Here is a 17978-nt window from a genome sequence, read left to right on the forward strand (position 1 = left end):
AAACCCAAAACATAATAAAAAATGCCTAATTTTTTAGCTTTTCCTCAAGGTTTTGATGTTCTACATGATGGACCTATTGACAGTAGAAATACTGTTGAAACCTTAGAGGAATTGAATAATTTCTCAGCTGCAGTCCGATATGAAGGTATGCAGGTGTATGTAAAAGAAGTAGGTGATGTGTATATCTTGAAAGGGGGTATTCTCAATGCCAACTGGGAGAAATTCGCACCTAAGCCAGCTGAAGGTGAAGGAGGTGAGATTGATGCCTCTTTTGACACTGACAAAACCACACCAACCTTAGTTGAGGTGGGAGGTATTGCCAAAGGTACCTCTGTTGCGGACCTCGCAGGGAAGCCTATCACCGATATTATTGAGCTGATGCTTTGGAAACCTTCACCGGCTCCCAACTTCTCACAGCCTAAAATTTTATTATCTCCAACTTCTCAGACAGTAGAGGAAGGAGAAGAGTTAACTATTGATTTTTCAGCATCATATATTAAAAATGATGCAGGTGATCAGGTAGGAGCCGCACGATTATTATTCAACGGTTCGTATCAAGATACTTTGCCGAATGACTTTACATTCAATGCTTTTGGTCGTAATGAGTTTCAAGCTGAAGTGGATCATCAAGCAGGTACAGCAACCAAAACTACTGAAGACGGTGTGGTATGGCCTAACACAATTCAGGCCGATACAATCACTTCATCAAAAGTAGTATTCCAAGGTCAAAGAGCAATGTTCTACGGTGCTGTTGATACAGACCCAGTGATTTCAGATGATATTAGACCTTTACTTAAAATCATTACAGGAAAGAGTAACAAAAAGCTTAATATTTTAAGCAGCTATGCAGGTAAGTATTTTGTATTTGCTTATCCAGCTACTTACGGTAAACTTTCATTTGTGAAATACATTGAAGGCTTGGGAGCGAATGTATTAGGCACCTTCAAAAATATGCAAATTGATGTTGCTGATGCTAGTTTGGGTAATGAGATTGAGTATGAAGTTTATGTCACGACATCACCTTTATTGTATTCAGAAAATGTACAATATGAATTCCAATTTTAACTTAAAAATCAATCAATAACCGATTAAACTAACATAATTATGTCAAATAAAACTTCGATACAATTTCCAGAATCATTTGAGGTTCTAAAAAATGGCCCGATTGACAATAGGAGTACTTTCCTTACTATTGCAGGAAGAGATGCTCTTCAAGCAGGACAAAGGTATGAAGGTATGCTTACCTATGTCTCGGAAACGAAACAGTTCTATTATTTAGGAAACGGACTTACAAATGCAGACTGGAAAGTCTTTAATACTGAGAATAATGGAGGAGGATCCTGGAACAAAATCAAACTTCCTTCAAAGAATAACTTTGTATTGAAAACAACTGAAAATACCTCTAATGAATATGTTGATCCTGGTAAACCAGATTACCCTAAAGGTGTTTTCAAGGTGAGACTTGAGATTTTAGGAACAGAATATAATGGTGTTTGTTTTGCTCAGTACGATGCGATTTTTTTCCATGGTGAAATTGATTACCAAGGTAATTTAGATTCACATATTACACTTATTCCAGTCACTCCTTTGGAACAAGCACTTAGAGATTCATACAGTGGAGGGGCTTTAGCTCCATTTTATAAACTGCCTGAAACTATCGGTGATTATGAAGGTGGTGTTGGTTTTGAGCTTAATGATGGTGTAAATGTTGATTCAGAGGATGCATACCTTTACTATCCATCAGAAGTAGGTGAATTAGTAGCAGAAGTTCAAACGGACCCAGGGCCATAAATTGAATGATCTACTATATTAATTTATCATCAAGATCTGATAAAAATGAGTTTATGCTTAGCCAGCCAGCTGAGCATAAACTTTTTCGTATTGAAGCAAATCAAAGTATTTCAGACAGTGGAATAAAGATCAATGAGAAGTATTCTTATCAGGATGAAATGTATTTATGTTTGTCTTCCCATATCAAAGCAATGAAAAAAGGGACGAGTTCATTAGAACCGTTCTTCTGGATTGCTGAGGATGATGTTGTTCTCCCTAGTGAATCAGATCTAGCTCTTCTACTAAAGGAAAAACCCGAAGATGCAGAAGTCATACAATGCTGTGCTATTTCAAATTATGCAGTAAGTAGAGGAAAAGAAGAATTGAAAAAGGGAAATCTTTTCTTTGAATGGGTAAATGCTTATAAGTCAACGGCATTTTATGGTATTACAAGAGAAGCTGCATTGAAGTTTATTGATAAATTTGGAGATTTTGATTTTTCTGAAACAGAAAAGATATATCCTGATTTCTTGATTTATGATGAATTGAAAACATACACTACTTCTTATCCATTTGCGGTTACTGATACAACTTTTGACAGTGATATTGTCCATAAAATAAGGGAAGGGTTTATTTCCCCAACCTTACAGGCTATTGAATTCCAAGAGAAAGGAAGAGTGCTTGTTGACTTATTCAAATTGAAAGGTAAAAAGGTCTACTATATTCAGAACATTGGTAATGCTGGGGATGCTCTGATTAATCAGTCCACTTTTGATTACTTTGAATTAATTGGTCTTGATTATGAAGTGATCAACTGGTATGATGCCCGTAATTTGAAGGAGGAAATTATTATTTATGGTGGAGGAGGTAGCTTAGTTCGTTATTATTCTCATTGCAAGCGAGCTTTAGAGGGAATCATTCACTGTAATCAGATGATTCTTCTTCCATGCACAGTTGAAGGGCATGAAGATTTTTTAAGGTCAGCGGGGTCCAATTTGACAATTTATTGCAGGGAAAGGATCTCTTATGACTATCTGAAAAAAATAAATCATAAGATCAATGTGTTTATGAGTGAGGATATGGCCTTACGATACGAGAGTAATGCTTTCACTAAAGCAAATTCAAAAAAGGTATTAAAGGTATTCCGGGAAGGTGTAGAAGGAATTAGCAGAAAGCCATGCAATGATATATCCGTCACATTGAACAATGCGGACTGGTGGCGAAGTGCAAACTGTAAAAGTGTGGTGGATTCTTTTTTCAATTATATCAATGAGTACCAGGAAGTACATACTAACAGACTACATGTAGCCATTGCTGCATCTTTATTAGACAAAGAAGTTACTCTTTATGATGGGAGTTACTACAAGAATAGAGCAGTGTATGAATTTAGTTTATCAAATAACCCAAAAATTAAAATAGAAGATGGATATAAAAAAAGCTCTAGCACAACTGTTTGCTGATATACTCGGTTATGCATCTGTTGCAGTAACAGCAACTACCCACATTAGTTTTTTAGGCGAATTTCGTGATGGAAATATTACAGCTCATGATCTTTATGTTCTTTTTGGGTTAGTGTGGTTATTCTTCAAAGTGATCAAAGAATATAAGGAGTTGTTTATTAAGGATAATTCTAAACCCGTTAATGAAGAGAAATCTATGGAATCGACTTCACGAAAAGAACAAAAACATTAAAGTAGATCAAAAATATTGAAATAGGAAAGTATCACTTTTCTACTACTACTCGTCTGATTAAAATTGCTTTATGAATAAAAGATTTAGAGTGTATGAAGTAATTTATTCACAATAAAGTAATCCAGTAATGGCGATATTAGATAGCCTGGCTGAGGTATTTGGAGCGAAAAGGAAAACTCCAAAGCTAACAATGATCCCTACAGTAAAAATGGGGGAACAGAAAAACAAAGCGGCACTTTCAATTGAGAAGGATAATGCTGCCGCAACAGCAAAACAGCAGAAAATTGTTCAAGAAAAAGCGAAGAATGTTCAAGAGCTTGAAAAAGTGAAAGCAGAACTTCATAAGCTTGTGAATGAGCAGAATAAGAACAAGGTCGTTGATTATAAGCAGCAAAAAGAGCTTCAGAATATTAAACAGAAGCACGATAAGACAGTAGCTTATGCTAAACGTAAAGGTATAGCGAATAAGTCTTTGCAAAATCAACTATCCTATTATAAAAGGAAATTTGCACAACTGACAAAGCAGCTCAATGAGAGAAAATCGTACTCAAAGGGTTATCAGAAAGCATTGTCAGCATGGAAGTCGAAATATACTTCACTCATCAAAAAGCATCATAAGCTTTCTAGGATGAGCAGTTCCAGAACAGCAAACGCCTACAAGAATAAGTACAAAAGGGCTTATAACGAGTTGAAGGCTATTCGTTCAAAATATAATACAGCTAAAAAACTGGCTTACAAGTATAAATCTTCATTGTCCAGTTCCGGAAAGGATAAGAAAAGAATTGCAAGAAAAGCAAAGAAGTACTTAAAAACAGCCAAGATTTACAAGAAGAAGTATGTACGTGTTTATGGTGCTTTGAAAAAGGAAAAACGTAGAAACGCAACTATGCGTAAGCGTTACAAGAATACTTCAAAGTACAGAAGGTTTGCGTATAGTTACAAACGTAAGTACGGAGTTACAAAACGTTCTTATCAAGGAGCCAGACGTAAATATGGTCGTTTATACAAGAGGTATAAAGGAGCAATAGCATATGCGAAACGATATACAAGACTTGCAAGAGCCAACCGTAAAAACAAAGCACTTGCAAAGAAGTATAGAGCTTTAGCATCAAGGTATAGAAAGGCATCTGTGAAATTCAAGAGAGGGTATTCAAAACACCGTTCAAGAGCCAACCGCATGAGGAAAATTGCAAAACGTTACCGTAAACGTGCGAGGTATAGACAAAGTAAAAGAAGAATTAGAAGAAGCAGAAGAGGTGTTTTCAACCGTAGAAGAAGAACTTCTAGGCGAAGATCTTTAAGTTCCAGAAAGCGAGCTTTAAGGAAGAAATACTACGATAAATTGAAAAGAATCAAGAGCCCTTTTGCCAGACGAATTTTTCTAACGAGTTCTAAAATTCGCAGAAAATATGGGCTAAAGCCTTACAAAGGTAGAAGAAAGAGAGGTAGAAGCAGAGGTGTTTTCAGCCATTTCAAACGCTTCAGAAAAAACCTTCCTCACAATAGAGTAAAAAGGTTTTTTAAAAGATTATTCTAAACAATCCTACCGCTTTAATTTAATAAAGCGGTGGGGTGACAAACACCTAACACACAATAATGGATTCAACAACTATTGCTAGAGCATTGGTAGCAAACTTTGATAAGTTTGATATACTCTTAAAGGAAAAAGGGAAAAAAGAGGATGAAGCGGTTGTCCTTATCGAAAACCATGAAGTGACTTCATTTGATGATGTATATAATCAGATTGAAGATTCAAAGCATTTGTTAGAGGAGGATAATGAGATTTCTATTGTTCCTATCAAAATGCAAGGGAAGTCACCAAGGAGGAAACCTGAGTATAGATTTACCAAATCGTCTGAAAATAATTCCCCTCAAGCACCTGTTGGGTTTGGAAACCTGACTCCACCTGCAGAGATGCAGGATTTAATGGTAAGGCATCTTCAGAGTGTGAACATGAAACTTGACAATGAGTTGATCACTATCACTCGTCAGAGGGATGATTATAAAAAGGAAGTGGATGATCTGACCAGGGAGAAATGGCGTTTCGAAATGGATATTGACCGTTTGAAACGAGATCTTAAAGATGAGGAGGAAAAACATAAAGAGGAGAAAGAAAAGAAAGGGGGATTGAACGGTATTGTTGATTCACCTGTTTTTGTTGAACTCGCCTCAAGACTTATGGGTATCCCACAGGTGAGCAATCCAACTTATGACCAGCAACAGATTGGATCGGTGCCTGAACCTGAATTTACGCCACAGATTGCCAGTCTTCCGGAAGAAAAATCAGATAAGGAAAAAGCAATAGATCATATTGCTGAAATTCTGAAGACTTTCCCAGATGAAGCACTCAATAAAGTAGGGATGCTTATTCAAGTTATTCAACCTAATCCCCAGGCAATAGATAGAGCATTGGAACCATTTAAATCCAAAAATTAAAATGAAAAAATCACAAGTTACACTAACTCTCACAGGAACTACAGATAAGGAAATTGCTGAAGCTGCCAATTGTCTTCAAGTGTTTGCTGAAACCATCACAGTAGATAATATGAAGCTTTTAGCAACTAAGGCCAATAAAAAAGGCATTAATCAGAAGATTAAAAAGTTCCACACATTTATCTAATAAAGTCAGGAGATGAGAAAAGAAAGTTCAAATAAATTATCAAAAAAAGATTCAGCGAAAAAATGGAGACAGAGACAGGATTTTCATTCTCCGAAAATGAATGCTTTGAAAGAAACTCAAATTTTTGAGGAAACGATAAATACTACTTTTCAAACCTCCACAGCATACTATGGCTTTCAATCCAGAATGTTAGTGTTTCATTAAGCTAGTAAAATGTTAATAGCGGCAACAACAGTAAATAAAGGCGTCAGTAAGGCAAAAGAAGTCATCAGCGAGAATAAATATACCATAATGGGAACCATTGGTACCATTGGAGCTTTAGGAGTAGCTTACTTTGCTTTTGACCGTTGGAAAAAGAACAAAGATGAACAGGAGGCCAACAATGCTTATGGTGTAGACTCTAAAGAAGGTCAGGCCGTTCGTATTGCAACTACTATTTACAATTCGTTGCATACATGGGGTAATCCTGTTTTTACATTCATGTCCAACACAGATGAGGAATCAATTAAAGGAGCTTTAAAGCTGATGAAACTAAGGGGTGTGCCTTTCAGTCTAGTGACCGCAATGTATAAAAAGCTGTATAACAGATCCCTTTCTACTGATTTATCAAAAGAGCTTGATGTCGATGAAAAGAAGGAAATAGATTCAATTATTTACCTGAAACCGTCTCCCGTGAAAATCAACACAGATAAATCAGCAACAACTTATGCTAAAGTGAATAGCTGGAACGGGGAGCCTCTTTTCAAGACTGTTTCCGATGTATATCTGCCTGGTTTTTCCTATGGGAGAGAAAAAATAATTCATCTGAAAAATGATACTCATTTAGGGCCTTTGACTGGTAAGCAATACAAAGGTTTCAAACAGGTATCAGTGATGATTGGAGGTAAACCTTATAACGTTTGGGTAGATGGTGCTGAGATAATTGAGCAAAGTGCAGCAGAAACACAAAAACAGTTATCATCTGGAGCCTCACGACAAATGTCTGATAAGGAAAAGATATTGATTATGAACTATTTCGTATAAAAAATGAACAACCTAATTTTATTAATCGGTGCAGGAGTGGCAGCTTATACATTATTTGGAAGCAGCTCAAAAAGTAAACCTGTAACACCACAACTACCTCAACCATCCTATTCTTCTGACAGTAACTTTTCTTTCGACACAAAGGAGAATAAGGATATTGTACCCATTACTCAGGCTAGAAATTTCCCACTTCGATTTGGGAGCAGGGGCAATGAAGTAAAATTGCTTCAAGAAGCCATAATGAAGAGTGGTAATACTACAGCATCCTTTCATGTAAGAACTACTGGCGGTGCAGATGGAATTTTCGGCTCAGGAACCCAAAAAGCAGTCAATGAGCTTGGCTATGATACAGAAGTTACAGTGCAGGAATATGCTGAACTACTCGTAAAGGTGGGTATTACAACCACCAAACTATCTGATTTATTATAACCTGAAAATCACTATAAAAATGGATGCAGTTTTTAACAAAATCTACCCGAAAACAATCACTCATGAGGGCTATTATGCCAAAGTATCAGGTGATATTGGGGGAGAGACTTACATGGGTGTAGCTCGTAAATATCATCCAAATTGGGAAGGGTGGAAAATTGTTGACTTTGAGAAGCGAAAGAAAGGAGGGCGTTTACCTTGGAATTATAGAATCAACAATGCAGACCTTGATCAAGTGGTGAAAGGTTTCTACTATAAACAGTTCTGGTTAAGAAGAAATTTACAGCATGTAAAAGATGCCAATGTAGCAGGTTTGATCTTTGACTTTGGTGTGAATGCCGGAGGAAATGCGGTAAAGGTACTTCAAAGAGTACTCAATGAACAATTTGGTCAAAAACTATCTGTGGATGGGGCTATTGGTCCAATTACATTGAAGTCCATCAACTCCGTTAATCAGCAGTCATTGTTTCAAAGTTATACGAATGAGAGAGTAGCTTACTATAAGCATAGAGCTACTTATCCTAACCAGTCAAAATTTTTAAAAGGTTGGCTGAAACGTGCTTACTCATATGTATACGATACAGCAATGAACAACAAGACATTAGTAACTACATCGACTTTGGTAATGGTAGGTGTAGGAGCTTATCTATTCTATCAGTATTACAATAATTTATCATGATCAAAGACCAAAAAGTAATTGAACCTGATATTGAAGTAATTGACGATGGTAAGCATCGCATAGCACCAGACACAGAGCGTGCATTATACTCTGTGTTCGGTGGTGTGTTAGGTCAAGCAGTAGGGAAGGCTTTTGGTGCAAAATCAAACCTTCCTATGCTGTTTGGTACCGCAGCTGGACATATCTTTTATGATTATGATCGAAGAGGCCTCTATAAAAAGAAGATGCAGAACTTTGTTGATGAGCTGGAAAAGAAGGGATTGAAATTGACTAAAGTAGGACAATAACAGAGCAGTAATATGAATCTATTCCTCAATTTAATCTGTTTTATTTCAATTTATCCTCTTTACCTGTTTGATAATACATCTGAAAATGGAAGGACAGTACATTTTCACTCTATTACTGGATGCCTTATATGTAATCAAAAACGGGATGAGAGAGGAATGAATTTTAAAAAACTACGTCATCATTTTTTCTGTTGAATGTGTTGAAACCTTAAATATTATTGTAAAAAAAGACCTAATAACAATGTTGAATTTATTTGTAAAAATTGGCCCATCTGAAAAGAAAAGTACAAAGCCTTTAAATGGTACTTTGAAAAAAGTAACATCAAACAACAAGAAAGTGAAAAAGTACATTATCGGTTAATGATGAAAGCTGAAGCGAAATATAACTCACTGGTTGATGACTTGGTCAAAGTTGAGAATTATCAACTTACTAAGGACCAAATTGGTTTCCTTAAAAATTATAATCCACCTAGAGAAAAAGAGTCAGGAGAATATAATTTATATGAATATTTCACTCCTTTTTTTATTAGTGAAATCATGTACAAACTGGCTGTTAAACATGGTTACCAAGGAGGAAATGTGCTGGACCCTTCTTCCGGAACAGGTCGTTTGCTAGAATATTTTCCTACGGAAAGTCATTCCAAACTGTACTTAGTGGAAAGGGATGAAAAGAATCATGCAGTTGGTAAAGCTTTATTCCCCAATTCAAATCATTTTTTAGGGTACTTCGAAGAGACTTTTTTAGAAACACATAGAAGAAGCAGACTGAAATCAGGTACCAGTAATTTAAAAGGTTACCCATTTGATCTGATTATGACGAATCCGCCCTATGGTCCTGAACACAAAAACAAGTACTCGATATACTTTCGCAATGAGCTTAAAAAGCTAGGAATAAAGAAAATCACTTTGGATGGTTTTTTCATTCTTAAGTCATTGGACCTTCTGAAAAAAGATGGTTTGATGGTGATACTCACCGCTTCAGCTTTCCTTTCAAACAACAATAATCTGAACGGTTTAAAAAGCATATTAGACAGTAAATGTACGCTGGAAGATGCCTATAGATTACCTTCCATATTTGATACAACAAAAGTTCCAACTGATATTATAATCCTTAGAAAGAAATGACAGAGAAATCGATAAGAGATGAAATCTACAATTTTCTAAAAGCCAACGAAAGTAAACTTAAAAGTTTATTAAAGGCTCAATTATCATCGAAAGAAGGGTATAAGTTTATTGAAAGCAGAGTCATTAGTATGATAGCTAATGAAAATTTATCGTTGAGTGAAGCGGTTATGCAACTGAATTTCGAACATGAATAGAAATGCATTTTATAGAGCAAGGTCACATTACTATCATTTAGTTTCCACCAGGAATAAAAATGAACTGATTAAGGCTGGATTATCCGCAAGTGATATTACTCAAAGACTGAACAAAGAGAATTTTGAGTATTACAACTATGGAAGAAAACCTCCTGAAGAAATAAGCGAAGTTGATCAGAAAATAATCGAAGGCCTTTCAAGTCAATTCAGTAATGCTAAACTGACTTTTAAGGAATTGTCTCAATGCTCAAACTATTTTGAAATCAACCCTGATAAAATAATCGGGGAGACAATCAGGACTACAAGCTTATTTTTTCCTTTTATGGTGAAAGGGGGTAAAAAAGAAGTAGTTGAATATTTCAAAAACCGTTTAAAATATAAAACTGAAAAAGAAATAATAATAGCTAAAGCTAAGGCGAAAATAAAAATCATTCGTATCAGAAAACAACTACTCGAAATCAGATTAAAAAACACAAATGACACTCATTAATAGATATACTGGAAAACTAGATCAGCAGACAAAGAACCTAATAAAGAATATCAGTAAAGTTAATTTACAAGGGTTAGGTAGTGTCAGTTCTGATTTGGCAAAGTCTTTTGACCAAATGGTCGAAAAATGGAACCCAGACTTAACCATAGACGAAATTAAAGCCTATAATTGGTATCAGCATAAAATGGGCCTTCCATTTAAAAATTGGAAGAAATCAAAGGTTTACAATCACTTTTCATTGACAGATAAAGAGATCAGTCAATTTGTGAAAAATGGTGTTTTATTTATCAAGAAAGGGGTGGAATACCCTCAGCCATTAGCTATTTTTCTTTCAAAGAATTTATACGCTTTAGAACGTGAAGTAAAAGCGATCAAAGAGGATATTATTAGTAAATATGGTGAAAACGCTTACGAAAATCATATTCGTGTCATCAACAAATTTAAACCCAAAGCACTTTCATTTTTCAATAAAAGTATTGCTGATAGACCAATATTGAAAGCTATCAGTAAATTCTCACAGGAACATCTTATTTCGGAATACAATGATGACTTAGGATTGTACTTGGAGGAACCTACAGCACTTTCTACCGCTTTTGAAATGTATTTGCTTCATCTTTCTGAAGATGAACTGCCAAGAAATATGTCAGGTCAGTTCATTAATCTCTATTATCTCCAAGGTGCCAGAAAGCCAAGGGATATGGATAAAAAGGTTTTTGAAAGAGATAAGATGAAAGCTGTTGAAGAAGGAGAGAAGCTCTATGCGAAATTTCTGCATGAAGGAATCTCAGTCAATGAACGAATGAAGTTAGATCGTCTTTGGAATGAACAGTTCAACGGTTACTGTGATATTATCTCGAAGAAAGTTCCTATTGCATTAGAAGTATCTGATTCATTTCATGGGTTCCAATTCTCTTTAAGACCTGCACAAAGAGATGGTGTAGCCTTTATGGACATCAAGAAATCGGGGATTATTGCATTTGATGTTGGGGTAGGAAAGACCATTACAGCAATATCTCAAATAGCATCTGCAATGCAACAGGGAAGGTGTAAAAAGCCTTTAATCATAGTTCCTAACCCAACGTACTCCAACTGGATTTCAGAAATGTTTGGTAAGGTGGATGACAATGGAAAAAAATTAAAAGGTGTGCTTTCCGGAACGGGTATCAAGATCAATGAATGGTACAACCTGAACAATAAGATTTGTCAGGAGAATGCTATTGATTTCGATACAGTTGTTGATGATAATACTATCACATTAGTAACATTTGAAGGGCTTAAAAAGATAGGTTTCTCTCCAAGTCTTGAAGGTGACTTTGTGAATGAAATAAGCAACATATTAGAGCAGGATTTTCATGATTTGAAAAAAGAAAATTCTAGCTATGAAAAACTTATAGGTTTGGTTCCATCCAAGGGGCAACAAAGAAGGGACCAGCAAAGGAGAGAATCGATAGATAATGAAATCAGTGAATCTACATTCGATACTGTTTGCAACATTGATACACTAGGTTTTGATTATGTTGTAGTGGATGAAGCTCACAACTTCAAAAACTTATTTGGTGATGTAAAAAAAGATGATGGAGAAAGTGCTAAACGTTTCAACTTCAGTGGCAGTACAGGCAGTCAAAGAGCAAGACAGCTATTCTTTGTCACCAATTATATACAGCAGAAGTTCAAAGGAAATATTATGCTGCTTACAGCAACCCCTTTCAACAACTCCCCGCTGGAAGTTTTCTCAATGCTAAGTTATGTTGCTCGAGAAAATTTGAACGACATGAATCTATTTAACCTTAATAGATTTTTTGAAACATTCATTGATGAGACTTTCGAGACTGTTGTAAAACCTAACGGTTCCTTAGATAAAAAAGTAGTTGTCAAAAGCTTCAATAACATGCTTGTGTTAGGGAAATTGCTTTACAATAACATCAACTACAAAACGGGTGATGAAGCGAATGTGCCAAGGCCATGTAAGATAAATCTTCCTCTAACCACTAAAATGGTGAATGGAGAAGCGGTAAAGTTACCGACAAAAGAACAGAAGGTTACTTATATCTCCATGACCGAAAGACAGGATCAGAATCAATTAGCGATTGTTGCAGCTGCTAATAATGCTCCGAAGGATGATACGGGTGCTATTCTCAGAATGATGGGACAATCGATTAATAATGCGTTGTCTCCTCATGTATTTGAAAAAACACCTCCTAGTCAACTAACCGCCACACAATTTGTCAATGACTCACCAAAAATTAAGTATGCCTGTTTATGTGCTAAATCAGTTCGTGATTACCATGTAAAAAGAAATGAGCATATTTCTGGGGTAGTGATTTATATCGATAGAGGAAAAGATTACTTTGAATTAGTAAAACAGTATTTGATTCAGGAATGTGGTTACAAAGACAAAGTTAAATCTAATACTGGAGGTACAGTTTCTGAGGTTGAAATCATAACAGGAAGTACGACTACTAACAAAAAAGAAAAGATTAAGAATGCTTTTCAGGCTGGAGAAATAAAGGTCATCATTGGCAGTTCTACAATCAAAGAAGGTATTAATCTTCAAAAATATGGTACCGTTTTGATCAACTGTCTCCCTGATTGGAACTCCACAGGTGTTCAGCAGCTCAACGGCAGGATTTACAGACAAGGTAATAAGTACGGTATTGTTCGTTTAGTAATGCCTTTGATGGAGAACTCTATGGATGTTTTCATTTTTCAGAAGCTGGAAGAGAAAACATCAAGAATCAATACACTTTGGGCAAGAGGGGACAGAAAGAATGTTCTTGATGAGGAGTCATTAGATCCGCAGGAAGTGAAAATGGCCTTGATCACTGATTTGAAAGTATTAGCAGATCATGAGATCAAAACTGAGTTAATGGACGTTGAAGGTGAAATTTCCTCACTTTATGAAACGAAAAAATCTCTTAGTGAATTCAGTGCTTTGAAAAGTAGGCTCAACGATGATAGAGATACTGTTTTTGCTGACTTTTTAAGAATGAAGTCAAGCTTTTCACAAAGGCATTATTTGAAAAAACCGTATAAAGATTATGAGGATTTCAAAAACAGGACCTACGGTAATACGTCAAAAAGAGCGTATGATGAAGCGTTAAGGCACATGAACCTTTTCAATGAGCTTAGTGAATTGAACCTTGATGAAAATGATGCTACAAGTATTGAGGATAAAATACTTTTGAAATTTTCTCGCAGACTGAAGTCGGCAAATGGTCAGGTGACTGGTATGTATTACATAGACAGGTTCCGGGACAATATGAAAGTCTATCAATCTACGGTAAGATCTGTTATTGAGAAAAGAGGATTCAGCGAGGAGGATGATCTTGAAAAGATTGTTGAATCTGTGGAGAAAGATATAACGACAAAGGAAACACTGAGAAAAACGCTTACATCTCCTGACTACTTCAATGAGGTAATAGAAAAAATACGAGAGTATAAAGAAACCATGAATATCGATGGTGCAACCCCTGAAGGAAGAGCCAAGGAGTTTTCAGACCTCAACTATGTATTGTCTTATTCTTTCGCAGATATTGATCATTCTAAATGTGATATACCAACGGTGGAGAATAAGAGGAAAATTAAAATAACACCTGCCACTAAAAGTAAGGAAAATGATTCTAGCAGTATTTCTGTTGCTGAGATTAAAAAGAAAATTGAGGCAGAGAAAAAGGCGAACATAATTAAAGTGAAAGCGAGGGCTAAACTTAAAATTGTTCGTATCAGAATGAAAAAGCTTCAATTAGAGCAAGAATAAACCTATTAACCTTTTATAAAAATGTCAGTAAAAGCTAACTTAAAAAACTACCAGGAACTTTATAAAAAGCATAAATCTCTAATCGATGACAATGGCCTGACAGAAGCCATTGAACTGATTGATGATTCCAAGTCATTATATGACGATGATAAGGAAATCAAATCTATGGTGGATGAGTCACTGGATGCTCTTAACTTTCTTTTTGAGAAGAAAATTAAATCATCTGCACCTTCGCCAAGCAAGAAGAAAGGAGAAAGCAAAAATGTGAAGTCTGCAGATACTCCAAAGAATCTTTCACAGTTGAAACAATGGTTAAAGAATAATATCAATCACTATTTATATTGTGATACTCTTGCTCCTAATTTATCAGGAAAGAGAAAAATTCTTCATGTACAAACTAATTCAGTACAATTGTCTCAGTTGTATAATAAGGAAGGATCTTGGTTAGAATTAAATAAAGCAAGTGATTTTACTTTTCATGATACCTACTTTTCCATTGATTCATTTGATGGTGAGATAAAATATTTTTACATAGAATCTGATTATTTAAAACAGAAGAAAGGTAAAAGTACTGCTAAAAAAAGTGTTACTCCCAAAAAGAAAAGTACTCCTGCCTGTTCTAATAAAAATAGAACGCTCGTGTTTGCATTCTCTGATGATTTAAAACTGATCAGAAGGTTCAAAACATTTATTGGTAAAGAGAAAAATAAAAAGCAGTTTCTTTCTCTGTTCAGAGCTTTTGAAAGAGCAATCACTGAGAAAAAGATTGATAAAAACAGCCCTTACAAAGAAACAATCAATACTATCCACTCAGCTCTTACTAAAGTAATTAACGACTTGGAGAAAGAACAGGATCTCGCTCAGATTTATGTTAAGAATGATTTTGAAGAAACAATACTCAAACTAACCAACCAAACATCAATCAGGACTTCTGTGAGGCTTTTGAAACGATTTATTACAGTTGAAGGCGGTGATTTTTTAGGTAATATAAAAAGGCTTGAAACACTTCGTAATGCATTTGAATCGGCCCTTTCTAAAGGGAAAGTATGTGAAGGAGACATTTACTATAAAGAAGTTCACAACGCTAAAAAATCATTGATAAAGGCCATAGAAAATGGAGGTAAGGTTTCTATTTCCAAACAAGAATTGAATGGTTTAAATGGTATCTGTAATTGTAACACCCAGTTAAACTAATCTGAAACTCTAATCAAAAGCTAACAGATGAACATAGATTTAAGAAAAGTTCCTGCTGATATTAAAAAAATATATCAGCAGGCATTAAAGTATGATGATAATATTTCTCTCAGAATCATAGAACAGGAAATTAAAAAGCATTACCCGAAAGCAATCAAGAAAAGTGTTTCAAAAACCGCTTCACCAAGAAAAAAAACAGCTGTAAGGAAAAAAGTAACTATTCAGGAGAATAAGAAATCAGTAGGCAGTCTTGGTGCTATCCGTATTGATAAAACAAGACCTTCTACAAATCTGATTCAATTACCTACAATCGTTGGTGACTTCTTAGAAAATGTGGAAAGGAAAGAATATGCTTTAGTGCTCAGAGGCCAAAAGGGAGCAGGAAAATCTACCCTTCTGTTTCAGATTATGAATGCATTCGGTATTGCAGGTTATAGTGTTTGCTTCTTTTCATTGGAAATGGCTGGAGACAGTAAGTTGATCTCAAATATGAGAGACAAACATATCTCTTCACATGCTCAAAGAAATACCTACATCGTATCAGATACTCCCAATGGTATTAAAGATTTGGAAGAAGCTGCTCAAAAGTTTGATGTAGTCGCCATTGACAGTTTTTCAAAGATCAAAGGAACAAAACAGGATGATTTTGACTACCTCAGAAAAAAATACCCTAATACCTTCTTCTTAGTCATTTTTCAATCTACCACAGCAGGAACAGCAAGAGGGGGAACCATGAGTGAATATGATGCCCAATGTGTCATTCAATGCGATGTTCCGGGAGTAGCATATTGTGAAAAGAATAGATACTCAGATGGGGAGGCGATCTATTATGATATTCATAATAAAAAGATTGTAGATGAAGCTCTACCTAAAAAATCAAAAAGAAGAAAATAAATAGTAATAACCCAAAATCAACAAACAAATGATGTCATTCATTAAACCAATTTTAATAAAGGCAAAGAACTATATCTGGCCCAAATTCAAAGCACATGGATTAGAAACAATCCTCATTCTATTTTCCACTTTTCTACTCTGTTTTTGCATCTATAAAATAGATAAACTGCAAGAAGAAAGAGAAAAGGTTAAAGCATTTGAAAAGCTGTTAGAAGGAAAGGAGCAAAAGTTAGAAACTTATACTAATATAAATGGTGATTTAACCTACCAAATTGAAGCATTGAAACTATCTAAAAGTACAATGAAAGAGATGTACGATCAAAAGGAATTTCAATGGCTCTCAAAATTTGAAAACCTAAAGAAAAAATATCAGAACCTGGAAAGTGCTTATCAAATCTCTCTCAATGTTAACGAAAGAGTTGAGAATTTATCAATTACAGATACGGTAATCAAAATAGGGGTAGATACAGTAAAAGTTTATAATGCTATTACTCATAAAGATAAATTCATGGATCTTAAGGTCTTGTGGGATTCGACTAAGACCGCTCAAATTGAATATAGTGTTTTGGCTCCTGTTGAAATTATTTCCTATTGGGAACGGAAATGGTTTTTGGGTAAGAAAAAATGGAAGTTTGAGATTGTTTCAAGTAATGAAAATGTAAAAATCAAAGATGCTTTTTCAATAATTTCAAAATAACACATTGCACGATTTTGATAATTGTAACTGATGTTATAATATTGAGTATGAATCGTTAAGCAGTTAAGCCCTCCTCTATTTTAGAGTTGGGCTTTTTGTTTTTTATTAATTGTAAACCTCAAATATTGATGGTTGTCATTTTTCCAGTCAAACAAACATTGCTATATTCATTATAGCAAGCAACTGAACTAAAACTTTCTATTTATGAATAACACTCTCATAGAACAATCTCCTGATAAGCAAGTGAAAAAATGTATTGATTGCAATGAACTTATTGATGCTCATGCAAGGAAATGCTTTCACTGTGGAAGTTATCAAAACCATTTTAATAAAATTTATAAGATACAAGTTCTGCTTGCATTACTAATAGCTTTATTTTCTGTAATGGGCTTAACTGTACCTCTTATAAAGTCAACTCTTTTTCCTCCTAAACACGAAGTTTCATTAAAAAAATTAGATGTAAAAAGAGTTTTTGTTGATAATATAAAACTTATAAGTTCCAATAGAGCAGGAGTATTTAGTATCTCTTATGATATTAAGCTTAATATTGATTTTCGAATAAAAAATGTAGGTAACAAACCAATGTTAATTAATGGTATTTATACAAAGATCAAAGATATAAAATTCGAAAATTATAAGGTAACAAATAGTGATTTTGACTTTGTTGTAAAACCTAAAAGTTATTTGGATACAACCCTCCTGATTAAAATGAAATCTGATTTGAAATATAATTCTGAGGTATTTTTGTATGATGTAATGATATCAGAGGATACTAAAACACTAGTTACTAGAGAACCTCAAAAAAATATTGATAAAGTCTATACCAAAATTATTTCGGATTTTGGTATTAATGATTTGAAGGAATCAAACAAACATTTATTAAAAGGTAGTTTTAATAAATTAATCATATCACTTTTAATAGATACAGATGATGATATTAATTCTGAAACAGTATTTTATGGGGATAAGACCATACAATCATTAAAAGTAAAGACTGACCGTTTGTTTACAGTATTTACAGAACGGCCTTCTGACAGTTATAATAAATAAAAATAATTATTTCTTTTCCATATACCTCGAAAATACCCATTAGCAGTTTTCTTTTCCCTTATATACCTTAAAGATAT

General features: G+C 34.7%; 20 protein-coding genes. All 20 read left to right on the forward strand.

Translation table 11 applies throughout. The features are described 5' to 3' along the window. Positions 1 to 21 precede the first annotated feature (21 nt). The 20 genes from IC221_RS17515 (at position 22) to IC221_RS17610 (ending at position 17901) form a co-directional block, all read left to right on the forward strand. On the forward strand, positions 22 to 1065 hold the full coding sequence (locus IC221_RS17515; RefSeq protein WP_188170213.1) for a hypothetical protein: 1044 nt from the start codon (positions 22 to 24) through the stop codon (positions 1063 to 1065). Positions 1066 to 1104: 39 nt separating this feature from the next. Next, entirely contained in the window at positions 1105 to 1791 is a 687-nt protein-coding gene (locus tag IC221_RS17520; protein ID WP_188170214.1) for a hypothetical protein, read from the forward strand. 53 nt (positions 1792 to 1844) lie between these two features. After that, positions 1845 to 3230, forward strand: coding sequence for a polysaccharide pyruvyl transferase family protein (locus tag IC221_RS17525; RefSeq protein WP_223241419.1), 1386 nt, complete (start codon positions 1845 to 1847; stop codon positions 3228 to 3230). Beyond that, positions 3193 to 3462 carry a hypothetical protein gene (locus IC221_RS17530; RefSeq protein WP_188170216.1) on the forward strand — a complete coding sequence of 90 codons (270 nt, stop codon included), beginning with the start codon at positions 3193 to 3195 and terminating at the stop codon, positions 3460 to 3462. Before IC221_RS17525 ends, IC221_RS17530 begins: the two co-directional genes overlap by 38 nt. 127 nt (positions 3463 to 3589) lie before the next feature. Further along, a complete protein-coding gene (locus tag IC221_RS17535) occupies positions 3590 to 4999 on the forward strand; it encodes a hypothetical protein (RefSeq protein ID WP_188170217.1) in 1410 nt (469 codons plus the stop codon). 59 nt (positions 5000 to 5058) lie between these two features. Next, positions 5059 to 5898: a hypothetical protein gene (locus IC221_RS17540; protein WP_188170218.1), complete on the forward strand. Its 840-nt coding sequence runs from the start codon at positions 5059 to 5061 to the stop codon at positions 5896 to 5898. A 1-nt stretch (position 5899) separates the two neighbouring features. Beyond that, entirely contained in the window at positions 5900 to 6082 is a 183-nt protein-coding gene (locus tag IC221_RS17545; RefSeq protein ID WP_188170219.1) for a hypothetical protein, read from the forward strand. A gap of 12 nt (positions 6083 to 6094) precedes the next feature. Beyond that, positions 6095 to 6286 (forward strand): hypothetical protein, encoded by a 192-nt coding sequence (locus IC221_RS17550; RefSeq protein WP_188170220.1) that lies wholly within the window; start codon positions 6095 to 6097, stop codon positions 6284 to 6286. Positions 6287 to 6295: 9 nt separating this feature from the next. Next, the gene (locus tag IC221_RS17555; protein WP_188170221.1) at positions 6296 to 7105 is read left to right on the forward strand and encodes a hypothetical protein; all 810 of its coding nucleotides are present in this window, start codon (positions 6296 to 6298) and stop codon (positions 7103 to 7105) included. A 3-nt stretch (positions 7106 to 7108) separates the two neighbouring features. Continuing rightward, positions 7109 to 7534: a peptidoglycan-binding protein gene (locus IC221_RS17560; RefSeq protein WP_188170222.1), complete on the forward strand. Its 426-nt coding sequence runs from the start codon at positions 7109 to 7111 to the stop codon at positions 7532 to 7534. A gap of 19 nt (positions 7535 to 7553) precedes the next feature. Then, on the forward strand, positions 7554 to 8213 hold the full coding sequence (locus IC221_RS17565) for a glycoside hydrolase family 108 protein (RefSeq protein ID WP_188170223.1): 660 nt from the start codon (positions 7554 to 7556) through the stop codon (positions 8211 to 8213). Next, the gene (locus IC221_RS17570; protein WP_188170224.1) at positions 8210 to 8500 is read left to right on the forward strand and encodes a hypothetical protein; all 291 of its coding nucleotides are present in this window, start codon (positions 8210 to 8212) and stop codon (positions 8498 to 8500) included. Before IC221_RS17565 ends, IC221_RS17570 begins: the two co-directional genes overlap by 4 nt. 360 nt (positions 8501 to 8860) lie before the next feature. Continuing rightward, positions 8861 to 9625 (forward strand): N-6 DNA methylase, encoded by a 765-nt coding sequence (locus tag IC221_RS17575; protein WP_188170225.1) that lies wholly within the window; start codon positions 8861 to 8863, stop codon positions 9623 to 9625. Further along, positions 9622 to 9819: a hypothetical protein gene (locus tag IC221_RS17580; protein WP_188170226.1), complete on the forward strand. Its 198-nt coding sequence runs from the start codon at positions 9622 to 9624 to the stop codon at positions 9817 to 9819. Before IC221_RS17575 ends, IC221_RS17580 begins: the two co-directional genes overlap by 4 nt. Next, positions 9812 to 10309, forward strand: coding sequence for a hypothetical protein (locus IC221_RS17585; protein ID WP_188170227.1), 498 nt, complete (start codon positions 9812 to 9814; stop codon positions 10307 to 10309). Before IC221_RS17580 ends, IC221_RS17585 begins: the two co-directional genes overlap by 8 nt. Next, a complete protein-coding gene (locus IC221_RS17590; protein WP_188170228.1) occupies positions 10296 to 14066 on the forward strand; it encodes an SNF2-related protein in 3771 nt (1256 codons plus the stop codon). The genes IC221_RS17585 and IC221_RS17590 overlap by 14 nt, the downstream gene beginning before the upstream one ends. A gap of 21 nt (positions 14067 to 14087) precedes the next feature. Next, positions 14088 to 15260 (forward strand): hypothetical protein, encoded by a 1173-nt coding sequence (locus IC221_RS17595; RefSeq protein ID WP_188170229.1) that lies wholly within the window; start codon positions 14088 to 14090, stop codon positions 15258 to 15260. A gap of 27 nt (positions 15261 to 15287) precedes the next feature. After that, the gene (locus tag IC221_RS17600; RefSeq protein ID WP_188170230.1) at positions 15288 to 16154 is read left to right on the forward strand and encodes a hypothetical protein; all 867 of its coding nucleotides are present in this window, start codon (positions 15288 to 15290) and stop codon (positions 16152 to 16154) included. A gap of 28 nt (positions 16155 to 16182) precedes the next feature. Then, positions 16183 to 16851, forward strand: a complete 669-nt coding sequence (locus tag IC221_RS17605) for a hypothetical protein (RefSeq protein ID WP_188170231.1) — start codon at positions 16183 to 16185, stop codon at positions 16849 to 16851. A 204-nt stretch (positions 16852 to 17055) separates the two neighbouring features. Next, on the forward strand, positions 17056 to 17901 hold the full coding sequence (locus IC221_RS17610) for a hypothetical protein (protein ID WP_188170232.1): 846 nt from the start codon (positions 17056 to 17058) through the stop codon (positions 17899 to 17901). The last annotated feature ends 77 nt before the right edge of the window (positions 17902 to 17978 follow it).

The organism is Flammeovirga sp. EKP202 (assembly GCF_014534745.1).
GTDB lineage: Bacteria > Bacteroidota > Bacteroidia > Cytophagales > Flammeovirgaceae > Flammeovirga.

Excerpts from the sequence above, each read along its gene's own strand:
- IC221_RS17515 (WP_188170213.1), top strand. The coding sequence starts at position 22 with ATGCCTAATTTTTTAGCTTTTCCTCAAGGTTTTGATGTTCTACATGAT.
- IC221_RS17520 (WP_188170214.1), top strand. The coding sequence starts at position 1,105 with ATGTCAAATAAAACTTCGATACAATTTCCAGAATCATTTGAGGTTCTA.
- IC221_RS17525 (WP_223241419.1), top strand. The coding sequence starts at position 1,845 with ATGCTTAGCCAGCCAGCTGAGCATAAACTTTTTCGTATTGAAGCAAAT.
- IC221_RS17530 (WP_188170216.1), top strand. The coding sequence starts at position 3,193 with ATGGATATAAAAAAAGCTCTAGCACAACTGTTTGCTGATATACTCGGT.
- IC221_RS17535 (WP_188170217.1), top strand. The coding sequence starts at position 3,590 with ATGGCGATATTAGATAGCCTGGCTGAGGTATTTGGAGCGAAAAGGAAA.
- IC221_RS17540 (WP_188170218.1), top strand. The coding sequence starts at position 5,059 with ATGGATTCAACAACTATTGCTAGAGCATTGGTAGCAAACTTTGATAAG.
- IC221_RS17545 (WP_188170219.1), top strand. The coding sequence starts at position 5,900 with ATGAAAAAATCACAAGTTACACTAACTCTCACAGGAACTACAGATAAG.
- IC221_RS17550 (WP_188170220.1), top strand. The coding sequence starts at position 6,095 with ATGAGAAAAGAAAGTTCAAATAAATTATCAAAAAAAGATTCAGCGAAA.
- IC221_RS17555 (WP_188170221.1), top strand. The coding sequence starts at position 6,296 with ATGTTAATAGCGGCAACAACAGTAAATAAAGGCGTCAGTAAGGCAAAA.
- IC221_RS17560 (WP_188170222.1), top strand. The coding sequence starts at position 7,109 with ATGAACAACCTAATTTTATTAATCGGTGCAGGAGTGGCAGCTTATACA.
- IC221_RS17565 (WP_188170223.1), top strand. The coding sequence starts at position 7,554 with ATGGATGCAGTTTTTAACAAAATCTACCCGAAAACAATCACTCATGAG.
- IC221_RS17570 (WP_188170224.1), top strand. The coding sequence starts at position 8,210 with ATGATCAAAGACCAAAAAGTAATTGAACCTGATATTGAAGTAATTGAC.
- IC221_RS17575 (WP_188170225.1), top strand. The coding sequence starts at position 8,861 with ATGATGAAAGCTGAAGCGAAATATAACTCACTGGTTGATGACTTGGTC.
- IC221_RS17580 (WP_188170226.1), top strand. The coding sequence starts at position 9,622 with ATGACAGAGAAATCGATAAGAGATGAAATCTACAATTTTCTAAAAGCC.
- IC221_RS17585 (WP_188170227.1), top strand. The coding sequence starts at position 9,812 with ATGAATAGAAATGCATTTTATAGAGCAAGGTCACATTACTATCATTTA.
- IC221_RS17590 (WP_188170228.1), top strand. The coding sequence starts at position 10,296 with ATGACACTCATTAATAGATATACTGGAAAACTAGATCAGCAGACAAAG.
- IC221_RS17595 (WP_188170229.1), top strand. The coding sequence starts at position 14,088 with ATGTCAGTAAAAGCTAACTTAAAAAACTACCAGGAACTTTATAAAAAG.
- IC221_RS17600 (WP_188170230.1), top strand. The coding sequence starts at position 15,288 with ATGAACATAGATTTAAGAAAAGTTCCTGCTGATATTAAAAAAATATAT.
- IC221_RS17605 (WP_188170231.1), top strand. The coding sequence starts at position 16,183 with ATGATGTCATTCATTAAACCAATTTTAATAAAGGCAAAGAACTATATC.
- IC221_RS17610 (WP_188170232.1), top strand. The coding sequence starts at position 17,056 with ATGAATAACACTCTCATAGAACAATCTCCTGATAAGCAAGTGAAAAAA.